25 protein-coding genes and 1 pseudogene are annotated in these 25,039 nt (G+C 69.8%); 13 read left to right on the top strand and 13 right to left on the bottom strand.

The window, feature by feature from the left end:
* Positions 1-5: 5 nt before the first annotated feature.
* From ACODR5_RS07330 to cmtR, 4 genes are read right to left on the bottom strand one after another with little or no spacing between them, the layout of a single operon-like run.
* Positions 6-311: a thioredoxin family protein gene (locus tag ACODR5_RS07330; protein WP_488983197.1), complete on the bottom strand. Its 306-nt coding sequence runs from the start codon at positions 309-311 to the stop codon at positions 6-8.
* Positions 308-889: a signal peptidase II gene (gene lspA / locus ACODR5_RS07335; RefSeq protein WP_488983198.1), complete on the bottom strand. Its 582-nt coding sequence runs from the start codon at positions 887-889 to the stop codon at positions 308-310. Before lspA ends, ACODR5_RS07330 begins: the two co-directional genes overlap by 4 nt.
* A gap of 2 nt (positions 890-891) precedes the next feature.
* Positions 892-2,802 carry a heavy metal translocating P-type ATPase gene (locus tag ACODR5_RS07340; protein ID WP_488983199.1) on the bottom strand — a complete coding sequence of 637 codons (1,911 nt, stop codon included), beginning with the start codon at positions 2,800-2,802 and terminating at the stop codon, positions 892-894.
* Positions 2,799-3,158: a Cd(II)/Pb(II)-sensing metalloregulatory transcriptional regulator CmtR gene (gene cmtR, locus ACODR5_RS07345; protein WP_342336443.1), complete on the bottom strand. Its 360-nt coding sequence runs from the start codon at positions 3,156-3,158 to the stop codon at positions 2,799-2,801. Before cmtR ends, ACODR5_RS07340 begins: the two co-directional genes overlap by 4 nt.
* Positions 3,159-3,650: 492 nt before the next feature.
* Between cmtR and ACODR5_RS07350 the strand changes: the two genes are divergently transcribed.
* From ACODR5_RS07350 to ACODR5_RS07395, 10 genes are all read left to right on the top strand, one after another.
* Positions 3,651-4,091 carry a hypothetical protein gene (locus ACODR5_RS07350; RefSeq protein WP_488983200.1) on the top strand — a complete coding sequence of 147 codons (441 nt, stop codon included), beginning with the start codon at positions 3,651-3,653 and terminating at the stop codon, positions 4,089-4,091.
* Positions 4,092-4,234: 143 nt separating this feature from the next.
* Complete coding sequence (locus ACODR5_RS07355; protein ID WP_488983201.1) at positions 4,235-4,849, top strand: TlpA family protein disulfide reductase; 615 nt, start codon at positions 4,235-4,237, stop codon at positions 4,847-4,849.
* Between the two features lies 1 nt (position 4,850).
* The gene (locus ACODR5_RS07360; RefSeq protein ID WP_488983202.1) at positions 4,851-5,591 is read left to right on the top strand and encodes a cytochrome c biogenesis CcdA family protein; all 741 of its coding nucleotides are present in this window, start codon (positions 4,851-4,853) and stop codon (positions 5,589-5,591) included.
* Positions 5,572-7,302 (top strand): cytochrome c biogenesis protein ResB, encoded by a 1,731-nt coding sequence (gene resB / locus ACODR5_RS07365; RefSeq protein WP_449853673.1) that lies wholly within the window; start codon positions 5,572-5,574, stop codon positions 7,300-7,302. Before ACODR5_RS07360 ends, resB begins: the two co-directional genes overlap by 20 nt.
* Entirely contained in the window at positions 7,299-7,979 is a 681-nt protein-coding gene (locus ACODR5_RS07370; RefSeq protein WP_449853672.1) for a DsbA family protein, read from the top strand. Before resB ends, ACODR5_RS07370 begins: the two co-directional genes overlap by 4 nt.
* A gap of 85 nt (positions 7,980-8,064) precedes the next feature.
* Positions 8,065-9,534 (top strand): apolipoprotein N-acyltransferase, encoded by a 1,470-nt coding sequence (lnt, locus tag ACODR5_RS07375; protein WP_488983203.1) that lies wholly within the window; start codon positions 8,065-8,067, stop codon positions 9,532-9,534.
* 4 nt (positions 9,535-9,538) lie between these two features.
* On the top strand, positions 9,539-10,024 hold the full coding sequence (locus tag ACODR5_RS07380) for a DUF3515 family protein (protein ID WP_449853670.1): 486 nt from the start codon (positions 9,539-9,541) through the stop codon (positions 10,022-10,024).
* Positions 10,021-11,853, top strand: a complete 1,833-nt coding sequence (locus ACODR5_RS07385; RefSeq protein WP_449853669.1) for a bifunctional copper resistance protein CopD/cytochrome c oxidase assembly protein — start codon at positions 10,021-10,023, stop codon at positions 11,851-11,853. The genes ACODR5_RS07380 and ACODR5_RS07385 overlap by 4 nt, the downstream gene beginning before the upstream one ends.
* Before the next feature lie 20 nt (positions 11,854-11,873).
* A complete protein-coding gene (locus ACODR5_RS07390) occupies positions 11,874-12,476 on the top strand; it encodes a hypothetical protein (RefSeq protein WP_449853668.1) in 603 nt (200 codons plus the stop codon).
* 62 nt (positions 12,477-12,538) lie between these two features.
* On the top strand, positions 12,539-13,213 hold the full coding sequence (locus ACODR5_RS07395) for a copper resistance CopC family protein (protein WP_449853667.1): 675 nt from the start codon (positions 12,539-12,541) through the stop codon (positions 13,211-13,213).
* Positions 13,214-13,262: 49 nt separating this feature from the next.
* Here the strand turns inward: ACODR5_RS07395 and ACODR5_RS07400 are convergent, their stop codons facing one another.
* The 5 genes from ACODR5_RS07400 to ACODR5_RS07420 all read right to left on the bottom strand — a co-directional run bounded on the left by ACODR5_RS07400 (position 13,263) and on the right by ACODR5_RS07420 (position 17,767).
* A complete protein-coding gene (locus ACODR5_RS07400; RefSeq protein WP_488983204.1) occupies positions 13,263-13,766 on the bottom strand; it encodes a helix-turn-helix domain-containing protein in 504 nt (167 codons plus the stop codon).
* Complete coding sequence (locus tag ACODR5_RS07405) at positions 13,763-14,653, bottom strand: 3-methyladenine DNA glycosylase (protein WP_488983205.1); 891 nt, start codon at positions 14,651-14,653, stop codon at positions 13,763-13,765. The genes ACODR5_RS07400 and ACODR5_RS07405 overlap by 4 nt, the downstream gene beginning before the upstream one ends.
* A gap of 4 nt (positions 14,654-14,657) precedes the next feature.
* A complete protein-coding gene (locus tag ACODR5_RS07410; protein ID WP_488983206.1) occupies positions 14,658-15,938 on the bottom strand; it encodes a M18 family aminopeptidase in 1,281 nt (426 codons plus the stop codon).
* A gap of 66 nt (positions 15,939-16,004) precedes the next feature.
* On the bottom strand, positions 16,005-17,036 hold the full coding sequence (locus ACODR5_RS07415) for an App1 family protein phosphatidate phosphatase (RefSeq protein ID WP_488983207.1): 1,032 nt from the start codon (positions 17,034-17,036) through the stop codon (positions 16,005-16,007).
* A gap of 50 nt (positions 17,037-17,086) precedes the next feature.
* Positions 17,087-17,767: a DedA family protein gene (locus ACODR5_RS07420; protein WP_460818200.1), complete on the bottom strand. Its 681-nt coding sequence runs from the start codon at positions 17,765-17,767 to the stop codon at positions 17,087-17,089.
* A gap of 153 nt (positions 17,768-17,920) precedes the next feature.
* Between ACODR5_RS07420 and leuS the strand changes: the two genes are divergently transcribed.
* The 3 genes from leuS (at position 17,921) to ACODR5_RS07435 (ending at position 22,067) form a co-directional block, all read left to right on the top strand.
* On the top strand, positions 17,921-20,470 hold the full coding sequence (gene leuS / locus ACODR5_RS07425; RefSeq protein ID WP_488983208.1) for a leucine--tRNA ligase: 2,550 nt from the start codon (positions 17,921-17,923) through the stop codon (positions 20,468-20,470).
* 101 nt (positions 20,471-20,571) lie between these two features.
* On the top strand, positions 20,572-21,216 hold the full coding sequence (locus ACODR5_RS07430) for a ComEA family DNA-binding protein (RefSeq protein ID WP_488983209.1): 645 nt from the start codon (positions 20,572-20,574) through the stop codon (positions 21,214-21,216).
* An 89-nt stretch (positions 21,217-21,305) separates the two neighbouring features.
* On the top strand, positions 21,306-22,067 hold the full coding sequence (locus tag ACODR5_RS07435; RefSeq protein WP_488983210.1) for a hypothetical protein: 762 nt from the start codon (positions 21,306-21,308) through the stop codon (positions 22,065-22,067).
* A 97-nt stretch (positions 22,068-22,164) separates the two neighbouring features.
* Here the strand turns inward: ACODR5_RS07435 and ACODR5_RS07440 are convergent, their stop codons facing one another.
* The 4 genes and pseudogenes from ACODR5_RS07440 to ACODR5_RS07455 form a co-directional block, all read right to left on the bottom strand.
* Positions 22,165-23,337 (bottom strand): hypothetical protein, encoded by a 1,173-nt coding sequence (locus ACODR5_RS07440; protein ID WP_488983211.1) that lies wholly within the window; start codon positions 23,335-23,337, stop codon positions 22,165-22,167.
* Between the two features lie 285 nt (positions 23,338-23,622).
* Positions 23,623-23,982 (bottom strand): annotated as a pseudogene (locus ACODR5_RS07445) (protein kinase domain-containing protein); the annotation flags it as partial.
* Between the two features lie 51 nt (positions 23,983-24,033).
* Complete coding sequence (locus ACODR5_RS07450; protein ID WP_460818336.1) at positions 24,034-24,513, bottom strand: hypothetical protein; 480 nt, start codon at positions 24,511-24,513, stop codon at positions 24,034-24,036.
* Positions 24,492-24,977 (bottom strand): hypothetical protein, encoded by a 486-nt coding sequence (locus ACODR5_RS07455; RefSeq protein ID WP_488983212.1) that lies wholly within the window; start codon positions 24,975-24,977, stop codon positions 24,492-24,494. The genes ACODR5_RS07450 and ACODR5_RS07455 overlap by 22 nt, the downstream gene beginning before the upstream one ends.
* Positions 24,978-25,039: the final 62 nt, after the last annotated feature.

Below are 25,039 nucleotides of genomic sequence, written 5' to 3' on the forward strand. Positions count from 1 at the left end.
GGGGGTCATCCAAGCGCATCCAGGATGACGGCGCGAAGTTGATCCGCCGTCGGCGTCCCGGCCAGTCCCACAGGAGTCCGGAACACGCGGCAGGCAAGCCCGACGGGTGGCTTCGCGTCAGCGAACGGATCAATGCCGTCGATCAGCAGTGTTGGCGAGCCGTGAAACTGGATCTTGACCGCCTCCTCCTCCGTGCGAACAGCTTGACGTGTGACCGTCACGTCCTGCCGCCCTTCGATGATCTCGAGGACGCTCCGCTCGAGCGCGACCCAATTGGGACACTCGTCGAAGTACTGCAGCGTGATCTTCACCGAACCCTCGCCCCCACACGACCGTGACGAGCTTTGGACTGCGCTCTAGGCAGGCCCCGCTTATCCCCTCGGAGCAGGTTCCGGCAGACCAAGCCGACGCCGACGACGACGAGGACGTCCGCGATGTTCCCGACGAAGAGGTTCCCGTAGGCGAGGAAGTCCGTGACGTGTCCCTGACCGATCCCGGGCGGGTTACCGAGCCGGTCGACGAGGTTGCCGACCGCACCGCCGAGGACCATGCCGAGGGCGAGACCCCACCGCAGGCCCCGTCGCCGCACGGCGAACACGACCACCGCCACCGAAGCGAGTACGCCGGCGGTCGTGAAGATCCACGTCGACCCCGCGCCGAGCGAGAACGCGGCCCCGGGGTTGTGGACCAGGGACAGGCCGTACAAGTCACCGAGCAGCGGGACCCGTTCGCCCGGCGTCAGCCGCGCGGCCGCGAGGGCCTTCGTCCCCTGGTCCAGAGCGACGCCGAGCGCGCCGACGGCGAGAGCCGCGCCGACCGCCCGCCGGGTGGGAGGCGAGGCCTTCTCGTCCGCGACACCGGCGTCGGCCGTCTCGACGGCACCCGGCACGTTCACAAGGCGGTCTTCCTCGTCCGAGCCGCGCGGAGCCCGTTGAGGATGACGATGACCTCGGCGATCTCGTGCACGAGCACCACCGCTGCGAGGCCGAGGATGCCGAACAGGGCTAGCGGGAGCAGAGCGGTGATGATCAGCAGGGACAAGATGATGTTCTGGTTGATGATGTGCCGTCCCCGGCGGGCGTGGTCGAACGCGCGCGGGAGCAGACGAAGATCGTGGCCCGTGAAGGCAACGTCGGCCGACTCTATAGCGGCGTCGGAGCCGGTCGCGCCCATCGCGATGCCGATGTCGGCGGCGGCCAGGGCGGGGGCGTCGTTGATGCCGTCGCCGATCATCGCGACCGAGCCGTGCCTGCCCAGCTCGCTGATCGCGGCGGCCTTGTCCTCCGGGCGCAGCTCGGCGCGCACGTCCTCGATCCCGGCCTGCGCGGCCAGCGCGCGGGCGGTGCGGGCGTTGTCGCCGGTGAGCATGGTCACCCCGACGCCCTGCGCGTCGAGGGTGCGGACCACCTCGGGGACTTCGGGGCGCAGCTCGTCGCGGACCCCGATCGCGGCGACCGGGACGTCGTCGCGGTGCACGATCACGACGGTCATTCCCTGCTCCTCCAGGCCCGCGACCCGGTCCTTGAGCGTCCCGGCGTCGAGCCAGCGAGGGCTGCCGACGGTGACCCGGGCCCCGTCGAGGATGCCCTCGATCCCGTGCCCGGCCTGCTCGGTCACGTCCAAGGCGGCGGGGGCCCCGGGCGAGGCGGCGGTGATCGCGGCGGCCAGCGGGTGGGTGCTGTGCTGCTCCAGCGCCGCCGCCCACGCCAATGCCTGCGCCTCGTCCACCCCGTCGGCGGTGAGGACGGCGGTGACGGCGGGCTCGTTGCGGGTGAGGGTGCCGGTTTTGTCGACGGCGACGTGGCGAATCACGCCGAACCGTTCGAACACGGCACCGGACTTGATGATCACGCCGAACTTGCTCGCCGAGCCGATCGCGGCGACCACGGTCAGCGGAACGGAGATCGCCAGCGCGCACGGGGACGCGGCGACGAGCACCACGAGGGCGCGGGTGATCCACAGCTCCGGGTCGCCCAGCAGCGACCCGATGACCGCCACCAGGACGGCGAGGATCAGCACGCCGGGCACGAGAGGGCGAGCGATGCGGTCGGCCAAGCGGGCGCGGTCGCCCTTCTCGGCCTGCGCCTGCTCGACCAGCTCCACGATCGTGGTCAGCGAGTTGTCGGTGCCTGCCGCAGTCGTCTCGATCTCCAGGGCACCGGCGGTGTTGATCGCCCCGGCCGACACCGCATCGCCGGGCTCGACCTCGACGGGGATGGACTCGCCGGTGATCGCGGAGGTGTCCAGGCTCGACCGGCCCTTGCGGACGATCCCGTCGGTCGCGATCCGCTCACCCGGACGCACCAGCATCAGCTGACCAACGGCCAGGTCCTTTGCGGCGACCTCCACAGACGCGCCATCCCGCCGGATGGTCGCGGTCTCCGGGACCAGCTTGAGCAGCGCCCGCAGCCCGCCGCGGGCGCGGTCCATCGCCTTGTCCTCCAGCGCCTCGGCGATCGAGTACAAGAACGCCAACGCCGCGGCCTCCTCGACGTAGCCGAGGATGACCGCGCCGACCGCACTGATCGTCATCAGCAGCCCGATGCCCAGCTTGCCCTTGAACAGCTTGCGGATCGCGCCCGGGGTGAACGTCGACGCGCCCAGCAGCAGGCCGATCCAGAACGCCACCAGTGCCGGGATCTCCGCCCCTGCCCATTCCAGGACCAGACCGGTGCCGAAGGCGACGCCGGAGAACACCGGGACCATGACCCCGCGGTCCCGCCACCACGGACGCTCCCGCTCTTCCTCGGCCTCCTCACCGACCCGGGTCTCCGGCTCGTCGCAGCCGCACGCCGCGCTCACGCGCCCGCTCCCGTCCCGCAGCAGCCCGGCACCGTGCACTCGGCGTCCACGCACGGCGCGTGCTCGTCCACGGCCAGCGTCACGTCCACCAGCGCCGTGAGCGCCGCCGCGAGGTGCGGATCGGCGATCTCGTAGCGGGTCTGGCGCCCCTCGGGCTCGGCGACCACAATCCCGCAGTCACGAAGACAGGTCAGATGGTTCGACACGTTCGATCGGGTCAGCTCGAGTTCGCGCGAGAGCACGGCGGGGTAGCTCGGGCCGTCCAGCAGGGTCATCAGGATCCGGGAGCGCGTCGCGTCCGCCATGGCCCGGCCGAGCCGATTCATGACGTCGAGGCGAGAAGCAACAGTCAGCATATGCTGACTATACAGCAGGTGCTGACTATTCTTGATCGTCAGGGCGCCGAGTACGCGACTGCAGAACCTCAGAATCACTGCTACTGCCGAGTCGATCCCCGTAGATATCGGACGGGTGACTCGGTGCCGGCCGGTGCGGTCGACCGTGCCGGGACTCTAGTACCGCTGGCTAACGTCGCGCGCGCTCGCGGGAAGCCACCGAGGACACGGCTGCGACCGGTATGGCCGTGGTCATCGTTGAACTCGACCGGCAAATCGCAGGAGTGCTCGAGGTGCGCGACGAGCTGCGGCACGAATCAGTCGAGACCACCCGATTGTGGCGGAAGCAGGACATCGACGTCGTCATGCTGACCGGTGAAGAGGACCGCACCGCTCATCAACGACGCGCCCGCCATCGTCGGGATCGCCCTGGGCGTCACCGGTCCGCGGGCCGCGGCGTCGGTCTCATCAGGGGGGCGGAACTGTCAGCAGCGAACACTTATGCTGAAGGACATGCGCCTGACCGCCGTCGACGGTACCCCCTCGGGGAGCCGACGAGGTGCCGTCGCATGGATCGTGCTGGTCCTTGGGGCGGTTGCCCTGCTGCTGCTAGGCCTGTGGACGACGTCGGCGCACGACAGCATCGAACGCTCCGCTGCCACGGCGACCGTGAGCATCGGCGGGGACAGAGCCCCGTCGGACTCTGCCGTGTCCGACGCCGAGGTCGTAGTGGTGCTCGCTCCCGAGGGAGCAGGCGCGGAGGAGACGGCATTGTGCCTGCTCGGCGCGCTCTGCTGTGTTCTGCTCGCGATCGCCGCCGCCCGGTCACTCATGCACCGCCCGCGACTGCTCGCGAGGGTTCCGATCGGCGTGCTGCTGTTCTCCGTTCCTCGTCCGGTTCCCACCTTCACGCCGGTACTGACGCCTGCTCTGCTGGGGATCTCCCGGACCTGATCGCGGTCATTGCGACGTCGCCCGCCGGGGACGTCGCCCGCATGCCGTGAGGCGTCCATCGGCTGACGTGGCGCACGCAACCGTCGTGCCCGCGCGCTGAGCGCGCTCCGGCGTGCGTCGGACTGCCGATCACGAGGAGACCCATGACATCCCATCCCCGGCCGAGCCCTCGCACGGCCGTAAGCCTGCTCGCTGCCGCAGCGCTACTCGTCGCGCTCGTCGGCTGCACACCGCAGGACGGCGTGGCAGCCGGATACGACTCCGGCGTGCAGACCTACGAATCCGGTGACTTCCGCGTCGAGCAGATCCCGGTCGCCGAGCGCGGTGACCCGGTCGTGTTCGACGGCGTCACGGAGTACGACGAGCCCGCCTCCAGCGATGACTTCGCCGGTCGCGTGTACGTCGTGAACTTCTGGTACGCAGCGTGCGGACCGTGCATCGTCGAAGCTCCCATGCTCGAGGAGGTCTGGCAGAAGTACCAGCAACAGGATGTCGGGTTCCTCGGCATCAACATCTACGACCAGCCGGCGTCCGCCCGTGCGTTCGCCGCAGACAACGGGGTCACGTATCCGAGCGTGATCGACGCGAACGATGGTCAGGTGAAGCTGGCGTTCGCCGCGGCGACGCCTATCCAGGCGACCCCGACGACGCTCGTGATGGATCGGCAGGGCCGGGTCGCCGCGCGCATCATCGGGCAGCTGCCGTCGGCATCGATCTTGTCGACGCTCATCGACGACGTGCTCGCCGAGGTGCACTGAGATGGGTGCGGTCATCGTCGACGGATCGCTGTGGCTGGCAGTCCTGATAGCGACGCTCGCCGGGCTCATCTCATTCGCCTCGCCATGTGTGTTACCGCTGGTGCCCGGCTACTTCGGCTATCTCGGATCCACGGTCGTATCGCCCGAGGAGGGTGGGTCGACCGCGAGGCGCCGGCTGCTCATCGGAGTGGGGCTCTTCATCGGCGGGTTCACCGTTGTGTTCATGGCCGTCACGATCCTTGGTGGCATGTTCGGGATGTTCTTCCTGCAGCACTCGAATCTGCTCACCCGGGTACTCGGTGTGCTCGTGATCGCGATGGGGCTGGTCTTTATCGGCGTCTTCCGCACCGCTCAGCGCACAGTCCGGATCCGTCTCGGGCGCGACCTCGGTCTTGTCGGAGCGCCTCTGCTGGGCATCGCGCTCGGGATCGGCTGGACACCATGCATTGGTCCCACGCTTGCGGCGATCATGTCGGTGTCGTGGAACATCGGCGACCCGTGGCGGGCAGGACTCCTCGGCCTGGCGTACTCGCTCGGCCTGGGCCTGCCTTTCCTGCTGCTTGCGCTCGGCCTCGGCTGGGCAACCCGTTCCGTCGCGTTCATGCGCCGCCACATCCGGGCGTTCAACATCGCCGGCGGCGTCGTCTTGGTGCTGCTCGGCGTGCTGATGCTCACGGGCGCCTGGGGTCGACTCATGTCCGTGCTGCAGGGGGTGATGGTGAATGTCACCCTCCCGTTCTGACACCGTCTCAGCTGACCCGATGCGCCCTGCCGATCACATCGACCGGGGTGACGACGACGGGATCACAGGCCCGACCCTCGGCGCGACCGGCTGGCTGCGGTGGGCCTGGCGGCAGCTGACCAGCATGCGCACGGCGCTGGTGCTGCTGCTCCTGCTCGCACTGATCGCGGTACCGGGGTCGATCTTCCCGCAGCGGATGGCCAATCCGAACGGCGTCACGCAGTACTTCCGCGATAACCCCGACCTCGCGCCCGTGCTCGACGCACTCCAGCTGTTCGACCTGTACGGGTCGGTGTGGTTCTCGTCGGTGTACTTGCTGCTGTTCGTCTCGCTCGTCGGCTGCATCATCCCCCGAATCCGGCACCACGCGAAGGCGCTGCGCTCGCGACCACCGCGCACTCCGGCGCGCCTGGGACGTCTCGAGGACCACCTGATCGAGGACGTTCACGTGCCCCGAGGGTTGGTTGCCGACGTCGAGGCGCCGGCCGCGATCGCTGTCGCCGAACGACTGCTGCGCCGTCAGGGGTACCGCACCGAGCGCTATGACGCGGCCGGCACCTGGTCGGTGTCGGCCGAACGCGGCTACCTCCGCGAGACGGGCAATCTCGTCTTCCACGCCTCCCTCGTCGGCGTGCTCGTCACTGTGCTCGTCACCGGTGGCTTCGCGTACACCGGACAGCGGGTCATCGTCGAGGACTCCACGTTCGTCAACAGCCTCAGCGACTACTCCTCGTTCACACCCGGCCGTTTCGTCGACAACACCGCGCTCGAACCGTACTCGCTGACGCTCGACCGGTTCGATGTCACCTATGAGCTGCCGGGCGCGCCCGGTGCCGGACAGGCCGGGAACTTCGCCGCACGCCTGACGATCCGCGCTCCCGGTGACCCGGAAGGTCGCAGGGACGTGGTGCGAGTGAACGATCCGATCGACGTCGCCGGCGACCGCATCTACCTGCTCGGCAACGGGTACGCGCCGACGATCACGATCCGCAATGCGGCGGGCGAGGTCATCTACAGCGAGCCCCAGCCGTTTCTGCCCCAGGACGGCATGATGACCTCCCTCGGCATCATCAAGGTCCCCGACGGGCTGCCCGAGCAGATCGGCCTGGTCGGGTTCTTCTACCCGACCCAGGGGACGCTTCCGACCGGCGCATACACGTCCGTGTACCCGGACCTGGTCAACCCCGTCGTCACCTTCAACGTGTTCTCCGGCAGTCTCGGCATCGACGACGGCACGCCCCGCTCCGTGTACACGCTGGACACCTCCGGGATGACGCAGGTCACCGGCGGCGACACCGGCCTGGAATCCATCGAGCTCACGCCCGGACAGACCGCCGACCTGCCCAACGGCTGGGGAACGATCACCTTCGAGGACGTGTCCGGAACAGACGATCCCCTCTCCTCGGTCAAGCGCTTCGCCTCGCTGCAGATCCAGCGAGACGGCGGCGCCGGCTGGGTGCTCGCGTTCGCCTCCCTGGCAACCGCCGGTCTCATCACCGCCCTCCTCGTACCCCGACGGCGTCTTTGGGTGAAGGCCACGTTGCAGCCGGGCGACGGCGAAGGTGCGCCGCGGCTGCGGCTGGAGTACGCCGGGCTCGCGCGGGGCGAGGACCCCCAGCTCGCCCAGGCCGTGACCCGACTCCGCGACGACCACCTCCCCGCCGTCACCGACGACCCCAACTCCCCGTCCCCATCGAAGGAGAACCCATGACCACGCCCACCCCAGCCGACAAGAGGCTGTCGACCCCGGTGAAAGCGACGCTCATCGCCATCGCCGTCGTCATCGCCCTGGTGCTCGCCGCGATCGTCTACGTGAACGTCACCCGTCCCGCGCCCGTCGCACCCGACGACGGTGCGCTACCCGGCACTCGCAGCAACTCCCACATACTCGACGACGCCGGTCCAGACGCGCCCACGCTCGTGGAGTTCCTCGACTTCGAGTGCGAGGCGTGCGGCGCCTTCTACCCGTATATCGAAGAGATCCGTGAACAGTACGCCGGAGAGATCAACTACGTCGTGCGGTACTTCCCGATCTCGAGCCACTTCAATTCGATGAACGCCGCGATCGCCGTCGAAGCAGCGTCTCAGCAGAGCCGGTTCGAGGAGATGTACGCCCGGATGTTCGAGACGCAGATCGAGTGGGGCGAGGGCTCCAGCTCGGAAGCCGACCGGTTCCGCGGGTACGCCGAGGAACTGGGTCTCGACATGGACGCGTACGACCAAGCGGTCGCGGATCCCGCCACCCAGGAGCGCGTGGAGGAGGACTTCCTGGCAGGGCAGGAGATGGGCGTGACCGGTACACCGACGTTCTTCCTCGACGGCGAGAAGCTCGAGCTCAACTCCCTTACCGACCTCACCGATGCCCTCGACCGCGCCATCGCCGACTGAGAAAGCGCATCCCGTTGAGCGGGCGCCGGCGGCTCGCCCGCTGCTGCCGCTCCGCTTCGCGCTGCTTGCCGCGTTGCTCGGCGGGGTGATCCTCGACCTCGCGTACCCGTCGGTCGGCTGGTGGCCGGCGGCCTTCATCGCCATTGCCCTGGCGCTCCTGTCGCTGATCGGCCGCAGCGCGTGCGGTGCCCTCGGGGTCGGTCTCGTGTTCGGTGCGGCTTTCTTCCCGCTGCATCTGGTCTGGGTGGCGGAGTTCCTGGGGCCGCTGCCGTGGGTCGCGCTGTCCGGGCTGCAGGCGGCGCTGTTCGCGGCGGGGTCGGTGCCGATCGCGCTGGCGTACCGGTGGGCGCACCGGTGCCCACGTCGCAGTCGGTGGGCGCTCACGGCGCTTCTCGTCGGCGGCGCGTGGACCCTGCGAGAGATCGCCATGGGATCCTGGCCGTACACGGGGTTCCCGTGGGCGCGAATCGGACTGAGCCAGGCAAGCGGGCCACTCGCGGACCTGGCGTCTTGGGTGGGCATCGGCGGATTGTCCCTGCTGATCGTCGGACTGTGCGCGGCCGTGATCGAAGCGGCACGTGACGGGGCGCTCCGCTCCCTCTGGACGAGCGCCTCCCTCGCCGGCGTGCTCGCAGCGCTCGTGCTGGTGCCACCGTTCCCGACGACGCCGTCCGGCAGTTTGCGGATCGGATGGGTGCAGGCGAACGGCCCCTCGGCATACTTCGACAACCGCGCAGCCGGCGATATCCTCCGCGCGCAGCTGGCCGCCACCGAGCCGCTACTCGGTGCGCCGATGGATCTGCTGGTCTGGCCGGAGGGATCCGTCGACAGCGACCCGTTGAACGCCCCCGCTACGGCCGCGATCCTCGATGAGACGGTGCGCCGCGCCGGCGCGCCCCTGCTCGTGAACGCCGCCACGGACCGTCACGGCAGCACCTACAACACCTCACTGCTGTGGACCGGGAAGAAGGCACCGCAGCTGCACGACAAGGCGAACCCCGTGCCGTTCGGCGAGTACGTGCCCGACCGTTGGCTCTACGAGACGATCGCCCCCGATCTGATCGGGCTGATCCAGCGCGAGTACGCGCCGGGAAACAACGCACCCGTCGTGACCCTCGACGACCGCACGCTCGGACTCGCGATCTGCTTCGACGTCATCTATGACGACGTCATCCGCGCCGGGGCGTTGGGCGGTGCACAGGCGTACGTGTTCCAGACGAATAACGCCGACTTTCGCGGCACCGATGAGAACCTCCAGCAGCTCGCCATCGCGCGGATGCGCGCGATCGAGACCGGACGGACCGTCGTCAACGTCTCCACGACCGGTACCAGCCAGGTCATCGGGGCCGACGGGCGCGTTATCGATGAGGTCCCGGCCGCCGAGGCTGCGGCGCGCATCACGACCGTGCCGCTGCACACCGGGGTCACCGCCGGCATGCTGCTCGGCCCCTGGATCACCGGCGTCGCCGCCGCGGGCAGCGTCGCAACGCTGCTCCTGCTCCCACTGATTCCCGCCTTCCGGCGGTGCTTGCCCGCCGCGACCGCGAATGGATAGCCTCATGATCCGACGACTCAGTACCCTCGGCGCGGCGTTCACGCTGTCGGTCGCCTTGGCCGGTTGCGCCGCCACTGTCACGGTGCAGCCCGCGGCAAGTGCGAACGACCCACGCTGCGCCGACGTGTCGGTGCGCGTACCGGACACCATCGACGACTTGCCGCGTCGCTGGACCGATGCACAGGCGACCGCCGCATGGGGTGACCCGACCGCGGTGGTGTTCAGCTGCGGACTCGAACCTCCCGCGCCGACCACTCTTCAGTGCGTCACCATCGGCGGCGTCGACTGGATCGTCGACGAGACCGACACGCCGAACCTGCGGCTGACCACTTACGGCCGCCAGCCCGCCGCGCAGGCCTACGTCGACACCACCGTCATCTCAGCCGACCAGGTGCTCGGTGCCCTCGCCGGAGCCGTCCAGCAACTTCCCACGACGGGAGCGTGCACCGCTCCGGACAGCGACACACCACAAGGGGAGGACGCTCCGTGAAGCCCCAGAGCCTGCGTCTTGCAGGACCGGCGATCCTGCTCCTGGCAGCAATGCTCGCAGTCGTCGTCGCCCTGGTCATCGGCGGGGGTGCCTCACCGCGCCTGACCAGCGACCCGGGTGCGCTCGTAAGGTGGGGACTGCCGGCGGCGAAGCTGCTCGTCAACCTCGCTGCCGCGGCGATGGTCGGCGCTCTCGTGCTCGCGCTGTTCGGGCTGCGGGCCGGCGAACGCGAGTTCGACACGGCGCTGGATACGGCATCGATCGGCGCGGCCGTGCTGACCGTGGCGAGCGGAATCACCGGGTTTCTGACGTTCCTGTCGTCGTTCAATCCGCAGCTCTCAATCGAGGCGGAGTTCGGTCAGCAGCTGGGCCGGTTCCTCACCGAAACCGAACTCGGACGGGTCTGGCTGATCACCACGATCGCCGCGGCAACCATCACCATGCTCGCGTTCGCGGTGCGGGGGTGGGCGGCGACCTTGCTGACCGGCGTCCTTTCGGTCGCGACACTGGTGCCGATGGCCACTCAGGGGCACTCCGGCAGCCTCGCCAACCACGATGCCGCGGTGATGGCTCTCGTACTGCACGTCGTCGGGGCATCCGTGTGGCTCGGCGGGCTTCTCACATTGGTATTTCTGCGCCCAATCCTCCGGGAGCACCGCCTGCGGGTGCTCGTGGAACGGTATTCGACGCTGGCGCTCGTCGCGTTCATCGTCGTGACCGTGTCCGGCATCGCCCGCACCATGACCTCGCTCAGTGGGTGGCGTGACCTGCTTAGCGCCTACGGGGCCGTACTCGCGATAAAGGTCGGGGCACTGGTGCTGCTCGGCGCCATCGGGGCGGCACATCGGCGGCGGTTCATAGCCAGAAGCGCGACCGGAACCGGCGTGTTCTGGGTGTTCGTTCTGATCGAGTTCGCCGTCATGGGGTTGGCCAGCGGTGCCGCCGCCGCACTGGCGCGCACGCCGTCTCCTGCCGATGCCACGGCACCAGCACTGACCACGGCGGCCGAGATCCTCACCGAAGCGCCCCTCCCGCCCGAGCTGACCCTGAGCCGCTGGCTCACGACCTGGGACCTCGACCTCCTCTGGGCCGTCGTCGCCGGCTTCGCGGCGTTCTTCTATGTTGCCGGAGTCCGGCGGCTGCGCGGGCGCGGTGAGGACTGGGCCTCCTGGCGCACAGGGGCATGGCTGGGTGGCCTGCTGCTGCTCATGTGGGTGACAGGCGGGCCGATCGCCGCCTACGCCGACTACCTCCACAGCATCGACATGCTCGGCCGCCTGTTGCTTGCAACCGTCGTCCCTCTGCTGCTCGTCCTCGGTGCCCCCTTGCGTCTCGCGGACGACGCGATCCTGATTCGCACCGACGACAGTCGCGGTTGCCGCGAGTGGATTCATGCGTTCACACGATCGACCGTCGCGCGAATGCTCGGTCATCCGCTCGCAGGCGTCGGTCTGTTCGTCCTGATCCTGTGGGGCACCTCGGCCACCGGAGCGCTGCGCTGGGCGCTGGCCGACCCGCTCGCGCACGAGCTGCGCGTGGTGCTGACGCTCGCGAGCGGAGTGCTCCTGATTCGGTCGCTGCGCTCGTCGACGCTGCCGCGGGCGATGCGGAGCGTGGTCGCCGGGCTCGCCATCCTGACACCGCTCGCACTCGGCGCCTGGGTGCTCCTGCAGCCGGGGCTCATGATCGCCGACTGGTTCGGCGCCATGGGACGCGTCTGGGGTCTTGAGCCGATGGGTGACCAACGTGTGGCGGGCGTGATCGCCGCACTCGGGGCGATCCCGATCCTCGCCGCCGTCGTGATCCTCCATCCGAGAGGACGAGTGTGACACCTGCGTACACTCCAGGGGTGAGCGTCCCCCGCCAGCACCGGAGCGCGCGCGTGGTCCGCGGTCTCGCGGCCGCGCTAGTCTCGACGCTGCTGGCGGCGACCTTTCATGGTGCCGCACAAGGCCATGCCGCCCCGCTGATGAGTATCTCGGCGGCGGCCGCGTTCGCCGTGCCGATCGCGACCGTGCTCGTCGGGCGGCGCCTGTCGTTGCCGCGATTGGCGGCAGCAGTGACCGCAAGTCAGGCGTTGTTCCACCTCATGCTCTCCACAGGGTGGGATACCGTCACCAGCCAGGTTCCCACACCGGCCGGACACGTAATGCATGGGGCGGCCATGACGATGCCGGACGCGCCGCTGAGCGTGTCGGCTCACATGGATACGCGGATGTGGTTCTCTCATGTCGTAGCAGCCGTTGTGACCACCCTGGTGCTCGCATTCGGCGAACGGCTGCTGCTCATGCTGCTGGGTATCGTCACGGGGCGCCGTGCACGGCGGTTCGCCATGTTCCTCGAAGCGGCGCGCGTGCAGCGACTGCGCACACGCTTCCACACCCTGGATCTGGCGCGGCACGTGGAAACTCTCGGAGGAGCAAGGAGGCGAGGTCCGCCCGTCCGGGCGTGACCTCCCCCTCTCATCCCGCGCCGGGAGGATGCTCCCGTGCGCCCACAGAAAGATCCAGAACCATGTCACAGACATTCACACGTACTACCCGGCGCGCGTCGCTCGCCCTCGTGGCCGCAGCAGCGGCCACTCTGCTGGCGTCCTCGCCCGCTGCAGCTCACGACAATCTGCTCGACTCGAGCCCTGCCGCGGGAGAGACCGTCACGGCCCTCGACGCGGTCACGCTCACTTTCAGCGGCGAGCTGATCGACTTCGAGCAGACCAGCTATGCGCAGGTTCAGGGGCCCGACGGTCTCTACTACGAGACATCCTGCTCGACCATCGACCTCAACATTCTCACCACCCCGGTCGCCCTCGGCGAAGCCGGCACGTACACGATCGTCTGGAACGCGGTCTCCAGCGACGGACACCCCATCTCAGAGTCGTACGACTTCCAATACGCGCCCGCGGCTGACGCCGAGCCCGCGCTCGGCTGGGACCAGCCCGCCTGCCGCAACGAGGAGACGCGCGTACAGCCGGGCGCCGAGCCGACGCCGGAACCGACAGTGACAGCTGAGGACGAGGAGACGATGACGCCGAACTCCGAACCCATCAAGAGCGACACGGCTGCGCCCGCGGCTGACACGGCAGCTGAGGGCGCGATTGTCCTAGTGATCGCCGCCGGTGTCTTCCTCCTCGCCGCTGTGGGAGCCGCAACTCTCTGGGTGGTTCGCGCCCGCGCACGCCGTAAGCAATAGCACGCTCGGCTGCGTGAGGCCGTGATGAGCGCTCCTCGCCGCCGCGGCCTCACGCCGGGTTCTCGTCGTCGCGCACGAGCATGGCGTGGTCGACGAGCTCCTCGTAGGCCATGCCCTTCAGGTACCCGTGCATCTGCCAAGCCTGCCCGGCGAGAGCGTCGCCAGCGTGGTCGACGATCTGCGCGAGCGCGTTCTCTCCCGTGAAGTGCAGATGCTCCGTTGCGAGCTCGGGGCTTCGGGTCGCGAACCGCTCGACTCTCACCGAGCGGCCCAGCGCCGCGGCGAGCTGCTCGGCCGCGCGGTGTCGCACGATCGCCTGCTGCCGCACCGGAAGCGCGGTGCGTTCGGACAGCGCGCCGATCACCGCGCGCGCGGTGGCCGCCTTCACCGGCCGGCCGTGGCTGTGCTGCAGTCGCTCACGCTCGTCGATGGCCGCAGCGGACACGAGCCAGCTGCGATGCACCTTCTGCCCTGCGAGTTGCTTGCTCGTGAGCATGTCGACGACGCGGCGCGTGGAGACGCCCAGCCGTCTCGCGGCTTCCTCGGTCGTCACGAACTGAGCCAGGCGCGCAGGATCCGCGCCCGCAGGTCGTTCGCGCGATCCGCGAAGGCCCGCTGGCGCCGCACGTACTCCGCCTTGCCCTCGGGCGTCTCGATGCGCACCGGCTCGACGCCCCACTCGCGCAGGTCGTACGGCGCGGCCTCCATGTCGAGCAGGCGGATGTCGCGCGCGAGCTCGAAGGCGTCGAGCAGCAGCTCGCCCGGCACGAGCGGGCCGAGCTTGACCGCCCACTTGTACACGTCCATGCCCGCGTGCAGGCACCCGGGCTGCTCGAGCGCCGTCTGGGTCTCGCGCGTGGGCGTCAGGGCGTTGCGCGGGGCCGCCTCGGGCGTGAAGAAGCGGAACGCGTCGATGTGCGTGCAGCGCAGCTCGTGCGTCTCGACGACCCGGTCGGTGCCGTCCTGCCCGAGCCGCAGGGGCTGGGGATGCCGGTGCTCGCGCTGCCGGTAGACCATGGCCCACTCGTGCAGGCCGAAGCAGCCGAACCGGCCCGGCCGCGCCGCCGTGGCGCGCAGGATCCGCTCGATGAGCGCCGCCAGGTGCGGCTTCTCGGCCGCGAACGCCGCCGCGTCGGGCACGACGGCGTCGGGCGTCGATCCCGAGCGGTACCAGCGCCATCCGGCGCGGGCTGTGTCGGCCGCGCCGGCCAGCTCGACGCCCGCGCCGGGATGCCACCGGCGCAGCAGCGCGGGCTTGTACGCGTAGTAGGTGAACAGGAAGTCCCACACGGGGTGCTTCTCGCCACGCGCCGCGCGGGCGCGATGCGCGGCCGTGAGCGCGTCGGCGCGGGCCTCGTGCGCGGCCTCCCGCTCGCACCACTCGTCGCGCTCCAGGCGGATCGCGACGGCGGGCGGGGCGGGAAGGGCGGGGGCGGTCATGGGATCAGCGGGCGAGGATCGCGCCCATCGCGCGGGAGAGGTACCAGGGGTCGACGACGGCGGTGAGCTCGCGGGCGGAGTGCATCGACAGGATCGGCGCGCCCACGTCGACCGTGCGGATGCCGATCCGCGTCGCCGAGATCGGGCCGATCGTCGATCCGCACGGCACGGTGTTGTTCGAGACGAACTCCTGTGAGGGCACGCCCGCCGCGGCGCACGCCGCCATCCACGCCGCGGCGCCGTGCGCGTCGGTGGCGTAGCGCTGGTTGGCATTGATCTTGAGGATGGGGCCGCCGCCGGCCACGGGCCGGTTCTCCGGATCGTGCTTGTCGGCGTAGTTGGGGTGGACCGAGTGCCCGACGTCGCTGGAGACGTGCAGCGACGCGGCGAACGCGCGCGCCTGGTCGTCGGCGCCCGCGCCCAGGGCGGCGCCGATGCGGCGCAGGGTCTCCTCGAGGAACGGCCCGGCGGCGCCGGAGCGCGAGGCGCTGCCGATCTCCTCATGGTCGAAGGCCGCGAACATCGCGATCGCGTCGGCCGGCCGGGCGTCGCGGATGGCGACGAGCGCGGCGTGCGTCGAGAGCAGGTTGTCGAGGCGGCCGGAGGCGAACAGCTCGCTCCCGGCGCCGAAGACGCGCGGCTCCTGCGTGTCGGCGGCGACGATGTCGTAGCCGCCGATCTCGTCGACCGCCACGCCGGCCTCGGCCGCGAGGGCGGCGAGGATGTCGGCGCTCTCGGCGTCGCCCAGCCCCCACACGGGCGCCGTGTGGCGCTGCTTGTCGAGCTCGAGCCCGCTGTTCACGCCGCGGTCGAGGTGGATGGCCAGCTGGGGGATGCGCAGCAGCGGCCCGGTGCGCACGAGGTGCTCGGTGCCGTCGAGCGTGACGAGCCGGCCCGCGAGCTCGAGCTCGCGGTCGAGCCACGAGTTCAGCAGTGGCCCGCCGTACACCTCCCAGCCGAGCTGCCACCAGCCGCCGGGCCCGATCACCGTGGGCTTCGGCTTCAGCTTGAACCCGGGGGAGTCGGTGTGCGCACCGACGATCGCGAAGGGCGTGAGCGCGCCGGCGCCCTCCGGCACCGCGAACGCGATGACCGATCCGTCGCGCACCACGACGTAGCGACCGCCGGGCGCGATCTCCCACGCCGCGGCCTCGTCCAGCGCCGTGAAGCCCGAGGCCGTGAGGCGGCGGGCCGCCTCGGCGGCCGCGTGGTAGGACGAGGGCGACGCCGCGACGAAGGCGGCGAGGTCGTCGATGTGGGCGCGGGCGTCGGCAGGCACGGTCATCCTCCGATTATCCCCGCCCGCCGCTCCCGATCCTCCCGCCGCTCCACAGGGAGGAGGCGGATCGGCTCAGCCCTCGGGGAGCAGGCCGACGGCCTCGAGCCGGTCGGCCAGGCCCGCGCCGTCGTCCTCCGTCACCCAGGGCACCCCCGCGGCGGTGTGGTCGTCCACCGCCGTGCGGCCGCCGGCCAGCACCGCCTGGGCGGGGGAGAGGCGCCGGATCGCCACGCCGGCGACGGAGGAGGGGTACTCGCGCGTGAACGTCGTGTAGATCTCGTCGTCGTGCTGCCCGTCGTCGCCGATGAGCAGCCACTCCACGCGCGGGAACTCCTCGGCGAGCCGGCGCAGGTTCGTGAGCTTGTGATCCTTGCCGCTGCGGAACCAGCGGTCGTGGGTGGGGCCCCAGTCCGTGAGCAGCATGGACCCCGAGGGGAACAGGTGCCGCTCGAGGAAGCGCGTGAGCGTGGGTGCGACGTTCCAGGCGCCCGTCGACAGGTAGATGACGGGCGCGCCGGGGTGCGAGCGCGCGAGACGCTCGAGCAGCACGGCCATGCCGGGCACGGGCTGGCGCGCGTGCTCGTCGAGCACGAACGAGTTCCAGGCCGCCAGCAGCGGGCGCGGCAGCGCGGTGACCATGACGGTGTCGTCGACGTCGCACACGACGCCGAAGCCCACCTCGGGTGCGACCACGAACACGCGGGCCTCGACCGACTCGCCGCCCTCGACCGAGAGATGCAGCGTCTGCCACCCGGGCGCCAGATCCGCGTCGATGACGGTGTCGACGACGCCGCCGCGGTCGGCGACGACCTCGTGGGTGCGTCCACCGACCGTGATCGTGACGGGCGCGTACCCCACCGGGATCCCCAGGAACGCGCGCCAGCCGCGCACGCTCGCCGGCTCGCCGGAGGGCGTGTCCTTGCGGGGCGGCACGATGAGCACCCGGCCGAGCACGCGCACCCAGCCGTCACCCCCGTATCCCGCGAAGGGCACGATGGAGGGACGACGGCCGCGGCGTCGCGCGAGGCGTTCGCGCCAGCCGTGGAATCGTCCCTCGAGCTTCGCGATCCAATGGATCTTGTCGCGGGTCTGCGGATCGGGCATCGCGCCCAGTCTTTCATGCGCGGGCGACCGGCGCGGGCCCGGCTGCGCGCTCACGCGACGGGCGCGTCGCCCTCTGCCGCGTCGGCCGCGTGATCCTCGTCCATGTGGCGCCGCTCGGCGCGCTGCAGCAGGTGCTTCACGAGCCAGGCCACGAGCAGGAACACCGCGATCACGCCAACGAAGACGTACCCGGCCCAGTGCGCGCGGTCGGCCAGATCCCGATACGAGCCGGCAGCGGCCGCGGCGATGGAGATGTAGATCGCGGTCCACAGGGTGCACGCCGGCAGCGTCCAAGCGAGGAACCGGCGGTACGGGTAGCCGCTCATGCCGACGGTGAGCGGCACGAGCGAGTGCAGCACGGGCAGGAAGCGCGACAGGAAGATGGCCAGGCCGCCGCGGCGGCGCAGGTAGCGCTCCGAGCGCTCCCAGTTGCGCTCGCCGATCCGCCTTCCCAGCCACGAGTGCCGGATCCGCGGGCCGAGCCACCGCCCCAGCGCGTAGCCGACGGTCTCGCCGAGCAGGGCGCCCAGGATCACCGCGACGCCGAGCAGTATGGCCTGCGGCACGTCGGCGACGCCGGTCGCGGCGACGATCACGACCGTGTCGCCCGGCACGATGAGGCCGACGAGCACGCTCGTCTCGAGCGCGATCGCGAGCCCGGCCAGGAGGGTCCGCAGCACGGGGTCGACGCCCTGCACGGCGTCGAGGATGGCGCTCAGCGCGTCGTTCAGCCAGCCCACCCGCTCAGCCTAGGAGAGGCGGTCGTGCGAAACGCTCGGGAAAGCCGCCCGAAATGGTGGAGTAACCTGGAAACTCCCGTGATTCCGCGCGTGCACGCGCATCGGGCGTCCGCTCCCGAACCGATCCGATTGGCCTTTCGCAACGTGTCGCAGACCTCCGTCACCGAAACCGCTCACGACCCGCACGCCATCCAGGCGAAGTGGCAGGCGTACTGGGCGGAGAACGGCACGTTCCTCGCGGGCGGCGACGACGACGCGCGCCCCCGCAAGTACGTGCTGGCGATGTTCCCGTACCCGTCGGGCGACCTGCACATGGGTCACGCCGAGAACTACCTCTACAGCGACATCGTGGCGCGGTTCTGGCGGCACCGCGGCTACAACGTGCTCAACCCCATCGGCTGGGACTCGTTCGGCCTGCCCGCCGAGAACGCGGCGATCCAGCGCGGCGCCGACCCGCGGGAGTGGACGTACGACAACATCGCGCAGCAGCGCGAGAGCCTGAAGACCTACGGCGTCTCGTTCGACTGGTCGCGCGTGCTGCACACGAGCGACCCCGAGTACTACCGGTGGAACCAGTGGCTGTTCCAGCAGTTGCACGAGCGCGGGCTGGCGTACCGCAAGGAGAGCCCCGTCAACTGGTGCCCCAACGACCAGACGGTGCTCGCGAACGAGCAGGTCGTCGACGGCGCGTGCGAGCGCTGCGGCGCGACCGTGGTGAAGAAGAAGCTCACGCAGTGGTACTTCAAGATCACCGACTACGCCGACCGGCTGCTCGACGACCTGAACCAGCTCGAGGGGTTCTGGCCGCACAAGGTGCTGCAGATGCAGCGCAACTGGATCGGCCGCTCCGTCGGCGCCGACATCGACTTCGCGATCGAGGGTCGTGACGAGAAGGTCACGGTGTTCTCGACGCGGCCCGACACGCTCTACGGCGCCACGTTCATGGTGGTCGCCCCGGACAGCGACCTCGCGGCCGAGCTGGTGGCCGGCGCGCCGGCCGAGGTGCGCATGCGCTTCCAGGACTACCTGGAGCAGACGCAGAAGCAGACCGACATCGAGCGCCAGTCGGCCGACCGCGAGAAGACGGGCGTGTTCCTCGAGCGTTACGCGATCCACCCGCTCACGGGCGAGCGGCTGCCCATCTGGGCCGCCGACTACGTGCTGGCCGACTATGGCCACGGCGCGGTCATGGCCGTGCCCGCGCACGACCAGCGCGACCTGGACTTCGCGCGCACGTACGACCTGCCGGTCAAGGTGGTCGTCGACACGACCGCGCCGATCACGGGCGCGATCCCCGTGATCGAGGTGGACGAGGACGGCGTGCCGATCGACGTGCCGCTGCCCAGCCCCGTCGAGACGGGCGAGGCGCTGACGGGCGACGGCCGGATGATCAACTCCGGTCCGCTCGACGGCCTCAGCAAGCGCAACGCGATCGCGCGGGTCATCGAGCAGCTGCAGGCCGCCGGCACCGGCCGCGCCGCCAAGCAGTACCGGCTGCGCGACTGGCTCATCTCGCGCCAGCGCTTCTGGGGCACGCCGATCCCCATGATCCACACGCAGGACGGCCGCATCGTCCCCGTCCCCGAGGACCAGCTGCCCGTGCGACTGCCCGAGGCGAAGGACATCGACCTGAAGCCCAAGGGCTCCTCGCCGCTGGGCGCGGCGGCCGGCTGGGTGGAGACGACCGATCCCGAGACCGGCGAGCCCGCGCTGCGCGATCCGGACACGATGGACACGTTCGTCGACAGCTCGTGGTACTTCCTGCGCTTCCTCACCCCGGGGAACGACGCGGTGGCCTTCGACCCGAAGGACGCGCGGCGCTGGGCGCCCGTCGACACGTACGTCGGCGGCGTCGAGCACGCGATCCTGCACCTGCTGTACGCGCGCTTCATCACGAAGGTGCTGTTCGACCTCGGCCTGGTGGACTTCACCGAGCCGTTCTCGAGCCTCATCAACCAGGGCATGGTGATCCTGGACGGCGCGAAGATGTCGAAGTCGAAGGGCAACCTCGTGCTCTTCAGCGACGAGCTGGCCCAGCACGGCGCCGACGCGCTGCGCGTGGCGCTGGCGTTCGCCGGCCCGGTGGAGGACGACAAGGACTGGAAGGACGTCTCCACGACGGGCGCCCAGAAGTTCCTGGCGCGCGCGCTGCGCATCGCCGACGAGGTCTCGAGCGACACCGACGTCGTGTGGGCGGAGGGTGACCAGGTGCTGCGCCGCGCGACGCACCGCCTGCTGGCCGACGCGCCCTCGCTCGTGGAGCAGACGAAGTTCAACGTGGTCGTCGCGCGCCTCATGGAGCTCGTCAACGCGATCCGCAAGACGATCGACTCCGGAGCGGGCGCGGGCGACCCGGCCGTGCGCGAGGCCACCGAGGCGACCGCGATGATCCTGGATCTGTTCGCCCCGCACACCGCGGAGGAGATGTGGCAGCGCCTGGGCTACGAGCCCTCGATCGGTCTCGTGCCGTGGCGCGCCGCCGACCCGGCGCTGCTCGTGGAGGAGCAGGTGACGGCGGTCGTGCAGGTGAACGGCAAGGTGCGCGCGCAGCTGCAGGTGCCGGCGAAGATCGACACGGAGTCGCTCGAGCAGCTGGCGCGCGCCGACGAGCGCGTGCAGCGCGCCGTGGGCGACGGCCAGATCGTGAAGGCGATCGTCCGCGCACCGAAGATCGTCAGCCTCGTCGTCAAGTAAGGCGGCGCCCGGTTCGCTCACAGCGGCGGATTCGCACACCGGCGGCGAGCGGGACTGTGGATCGCAGGACGGCGGCGGCGCCGCGCGCATAGCGTCGCGGCATGGACGATCTCGATGCGTACCGCGCCCCGCCGCGGGCACGGCTGGGCATCGGCGCGGCGATCGTCCTCGTGCTCGCCGTGGCGGCCGTCGCGATCGGGTTCGCGGTGTGGCGCGGGGCCGCCGCGCCCGTGGAGCGCATCGACGAGGCACAGGTCGCGCCCACGCCCGGCGCGACCGTGGCGACGGGGGAGCTGTACGTGCACGTGTTCGGGGCCGTGAACGCCCCGGGGCTGTACGTGCTGCCGGCGGATGCGCGGGTGGTGGACGCGATCGCCGCCGCGGGCGGGGCGACCGACGACGCGGCGATCGAGGGCGTCAATCTCGCGCGCCCGCTCTCGGACGGTGAGCAGCTGGCCGTGCCGACCCGCGATCAGCTCGCGGCGCCCGAGCAGCCCACGGGCGACGGCGCGCCGGTTCCCCCGGGTGCCGCAGGAACCGGGAGTGCGGCCGGTGGCAAGATCAACGTCAACACGGCCGACGCCGCCGCCCTCGACACCCTGCCGCGCATCGGGCCGGCGATCGCCGAGCGGATCATCGCGTGGCGCGAGGAGAACGGGCCGTTCGCGTCCGTGGACGACCTGATGGCGGTCGAGGGGATCGGTGAGAAGACCCTTGCCGCGCTGCGCGACCTGGTGACGGTGTGAGCGGCGGGTCGCGGCGCGCGGACCTGCGCCTGATCCCCGCGGCAGCGGCCGCGTGGGCGGGCGCGTTCGGCGCGGTGATGATGCCGGGGGTGGCCTGGGTGCTTGCCGTGGCGGGACTGATTGCCGCGGGCGCTCTCGTCGCGCTGGCGGTCCGCCTGCCGGTGCGGTGCACGGCGCTCATCCTCGCGGCCGTCGCCCTGGCGACCGCCGGGGGAGCGGCCGCCCACGTCGCGGTTCTCGCGCCGGCGCGGGCGGACGCGGTCGATATCTCCGCCACGGGCGAGGTGCGCGCCCGCGTGGAGATCACCACCAAGGTCGAGCCCCACGGCGCGCGCGTGTGGTTCGGCGGCGTCGCGCAGACGCTCGATGGGGTCGACGGTCGGGCGCCGGCCGTCGTGCCCGTCCGCGTCGCGATCGACCGGGCTTCGCCCGCGGCGGACCGGCTGGACCTCGGCTCCGTCGTCGACGTGCGCGGCGGGGCGGAGGCGGGCGAGGCGGGCTCGGCCGAGGCGCTCGTGATCTTCCCCCGCACCGCCGAGCCGGTGCGCGATCCGCCGCACGTGCTCGGCGCGGCCGCGTGGCTGCGCGACGCGTTCGTCGAGAGAGCCGCCCAGCTCCCGGGAGGCGGCGGCCAGCTGCTGCCGGGCATCGCCGTGGGCGACACGCGCGCCGTCTCCGACGACCTGGACGCGGCGATGAAGGCATCCTCGCTGTCGCACCTCACGGCCGTCTCGGGAGAGACTATTGCAAGCCGGGGTGAGTTGGGCGAGGTGATCGGTTTGATCGAACTGGGCCTCCCCAAACCCCGGAATCTCGCCGAAACGCCGTCCGTTCGCGTCCCGGCCGAATAGCCTGCTGTCCTCTTGAGCGCCGAGGGGTCACCCGTTCGGGCGTCTGGCGCCTCTCGCATGCATCGGTTTCAACGACTCGCGGTGGCCTGGCCCCGAGCTAGAAGTCCATATTGACCGCCCTGTCCTCCTCGTACGACACGTAGTCGATGTAGCGCTGGAGCCCATCTGGGTCGTCCGCGAGCGAGTGAACAAGACTGCGGAAGGCCGCATCGAAACGCACGCTCAGCCCCGACTGGATCCACGCGCTCGCTTGCGGAGCGGCGGTTACGAACCACTCGTCGAACTCATCGAAGAGCGCGAACACGTCCCGGATCGTCACGTCGCTCGCATTCGGTAGCGAAAGGAACGATCGCTCACGCATCGAGCTCAGCCCGATGGGCAACGCGCCGACGCCCGGTACGTGCGCGTACACGGTCGTCTCGTTCCCCTTCTCGAAGCCACCGTGCGTGTAGGTGTTCCGCCAGCGTTCGACCACGTCGATCAGCTTGTCGAGGTAGACCTTTGCTTGACCAGTCTTCCCGAAGACGCGTTCGTACTTGAGTCCCCACCGCTGACCGATGAAGTCGAGGAGATGGTCCTTCGCTGGGTCGAATCCCGCGAACGGCAACGCAAGGACGAGGTCGTGCTCGAGCCGGCTCAGGAAGGCGCTTATCGCTGCGACCACGTCGTGCGTCGCGTTGACTTGCATCACGGCAGCACCGCTCCTGAACGTCCAGCCGGAGATGTGGAGTTCGCCTCCTGGCTCAATCAGCGTGCGTTCGTCCTCCACGATCGTCGGGTTGAGTGCACGGTCGCGGAAGTAGTCGTACGCCCGTTGCAGCCGGTTGTGCTGATTGACCACTGTTGCGTCGCCGGAGTCGACCAGCTGATCGGTGACCTTGTTGATGCCCTTCTCCACCACCTTCGTCGCCGAGATGAGCTTCTTCTTCGTCAACATGAGGCGCGAGTCGACCTCGGCTTCACTCAGGCCGTCGCTGGCGATGCGCAGCCTCAAGCCGAACTTCTGGTGTGCGACCTCGTAGCGCACCCCTTCACGCACGAACGGAACCCACCACGCGACCTTCTCCTCCGGGCCAAAACGCTCTAGCCCCGCGAGCTGGAGGGCGAACCCCATCACTGCCGGGATCGGGCACTCCTCGCGTCCGATGTCGGTCCTGGTGACTGCACCCGATGGCGCTTTGAAGTCTGATGGCTCTAGCCGCTGGAAATCCCGCAACACGGTGGTACGAAGTCGATGCCCCAATTCAGCCGCGTTGGGTAGTGTGTCCATACTCAGATCCTGCCAGCGAGCTCAGGGCCGCGTGCGCCTTGAACGCCGAGCAGATGCCTGCAGGCGCAGCGCCGCGGGATCTGCGCATAGTCGTTGTCGTGGTGGCCTGCTGGTGCGCCGCGCTGCTGAGCGTGATCGTGCCAGCGATCGCTCTCGGCGTGGCAATCGGTGCCGTAGTCCTGGTGGCGATCGGGCTCGCAGTATGGCGGCGCGCCGCCTGGCGGGAGCGTTCTGTCGCCCACGGTTTCCCCACGCCGCCGGATGTTGCGATCCCAGCGCGCCACTCTAGAGGCGCTCGACCGCCGCGTGTATATCGCGAGTCGTCGAGTAGCGCTCCGAAACGCGCGTGGTCGTGCACCGCTCGATGATGCGGGCAACGTCACCTGTGGCGACGCCAAGGCCTTTGCGGCCCGTGAATAGGTAGGAGAGCACGCAGCCGATGGCGTAGATCTCGTTTGTGAGCGCGTAATCCTTGAAGCTTCCGAGCGTCGGGTCGCGGAACACCCCCTTCAGGTCCGTACCGGTCCGGGTCATCTCCGAATCCGGCACCTTCACCAGGCCGAAGTCGGAAAGTCGCACTGACAGTGCCCCGCCGTCGTAGACCTTCAACAGGATGTTCTGGAGGCTCACATCACGGTGGAGAAGCCCTCGTTTATGGGCTCGAGCCGATGGATATCTCGCGGCTCGATGGCTCGGTCATTCCTGGACGAAGTCGGCGACCTCTTCCCAAGCGATGGAGATCCCGGTGTTGCCACGCGACACGGATTCCGCGAAACCCAGCTCCTGAGCGGGGCCCTGCAGGTCGACGAGATGCTCGGGGTCGACGGTGTCCGGTTGCGTTCCGTCTGCCGCCGTCAGTCTGAGGTGGGTTATGTCGGCGTCTTCGCCTGTCGTGTCGATGATGATCTGGAGGATCTGCCGTAGCTCGTCGGAGCTGATGGCGTCACGGTCAAGGTGCAAGGTGACCCGGAAGTTGTACGTGAACCCGTCAAGCGAGAAGCTGGCGGCCGCCTCGAGGATGCCCAGATCGGCGCCTTCGAGTGCCGCCGGCACCGTGGACTCGGCTTCGGTGGGAGGGTCGCCGGCGGGTGATCCGCACGCGACGAGCATGCAGGACGCGGCGGCCAGGGCGAATGCGATGCGTATCCTTCGTCTCACTCCGGCTGCTCCGTCCATGTGTACTGCTGCTGTTCGACGACCGTGCCGAGGAAGTGAGAGTACCTCTCGGCGAGCTCGTCGTCGTAGTTCCGTGCGGTCTCGGCATAGAGCTCGCTGTTGTGCGCAGCGGCGAACAGTTCGCCGTTCGGTGCCATGGCGTGCACCACGTGCTTGTCCTCAGCGCTGCCGCCGCCCATGAGGTCCGCGTGTGCGACAGGGTCTGTGAGGTGCTGGTACTCGAGGACAGGTACGTCGGCGGGGATGTGGAAGGTGTCGACGGGGGAGCCAGCTACGACGAGCCCCATTGGCTTCCCTGGAGTCGTGGGGTCGGAGACCAGCGCGGCACCGGCGATTCCGCCTTGGCTGAACCCGGGGTAGACGACGAGATCGTTCTCGGTGATTCCGGCGGCGCGCATGGCTTGGACTACCGCGCGCTCGTACTGGGTGTTCGCGCCCGAGTCAGCCAGGCTGTTGCTTATCATCGCGATGTGGGGTGTGACACTTCTTGTAGACGGTCGTTACCAGGAAGGAACGACAGGCAGAG

This window comes from Microbacterium sp. FG3, assembly GCF_057809335.1.

Excerpts from the sequence above, each read along its gene's own strand:
- cmtR (WP_342336443.1), bottom strand. The coding sequence starts at position 3,158 with ATGCTGACTGTTGCTTCTCGCCTCGACGTCATGAATCGGCTCGGCCGG.
- ACODR5_RS07350 (WP_488983200.1), top strand. The coding sequence starts at position 3,651 with ATGCGCCTGACCGCCGTCGACGGTACCCCCTCGGGGAGCCGACGAGGT.
- ACODR5_RS07355 (WP_488983201.1), top strand. The coding sequence starts at position 4,235 with ATGACATCCCATCCCCGGCCGAGCCCTCGCACGGCCGTAAGCCTGCTC.
- ACODR5_RS07360 (WP_488983202.1), top strand. The coding sequence starts at position 4,851 with ATGGGTGCGGTCATCGTCGACGGATCGCTGTGGCTGGCAGTCCTGATA.
- resB (WP_449853673.1), top strand. The coding sequence starts at position 5,572 with ATGTCACCCTCCCGTTCTGACACCGTCTCAGCTGACCCGATGCGCCCT.
- ACODR5_RS07370 (WP_449853672.1), top strand. The coding sequence starts at position 7,299 with ATGACCACGCCCACCCCAGCCGACAAGAGGCTGTCGACCCCGGTGAAA.
- ACODR5_RS07380 (WP_449853670.1), top strand. The coding sequence starts at position 9,539 with ATGATCCGACGACTCAGTACCCTCGGCGCGGCGTTCACGCTGTCGGTC.
- ACODR5_RS07395 (WP_449853667.1), top strand. The coding sequence starts at position 12,539 with ATGTCACAGACATTCACACGTACTACCCGGCGCGCGTCGCTCGCCCTC.
- ACODR5_RS07405 (WP_488983205.1), bottom strand. The coding sequence starts at position 14,653 with ATGACCGCCCCCGCCCTTCCCGCCCCGCCCGCCGTCGCGATCCGCCTG.
- ACODR5_RS07410 (WP_488983206.1), bottom strand. The coding sequence starts at position 15,938 with ATGACCGTGCCTGCCGACGCCCGCGCCCACATCGACGACCTCGCCGCC.
- ACODR5_RS07415 (WP_488983207.1), bottom strand. The coding sequence starts at position 17,036 with ATGCCCGATCCGCAGACCCGCGACAAGATCCATTGGATCGCGAAGCTC.
- ACODR5_RS07430 (WP_488983209.1), top strand. The coding sequence starts at position 20,572 with ATGGACGATCTCGATGCGTACCGCGCCCCGCCGCGGGCACGGCTGGGC.
- ACODR5_RS07440 (WP_488983211.1), bottom strand. The coding sequence starts at position 23,337 with ATGGACACACTACCCAACGCGGCTGAATTGGGGCATCGACTTCGTACC.
- ACODR5_RS07450 (WP_460818336.1), bottom strand. The coding sequence starts at position 24,513 with ATGGACGGAGCAGCCGGAGTGAGACGAAGGATACGCATCGCATTCGCC.
- ACODR5_RS07455 (WP_488983212.1), bottom strand. The coding sequence starts at position 24,977 with ATGATAAGCAACAGCCTGGCTGACTCGGGCGCGAACACCCAGTACGAG.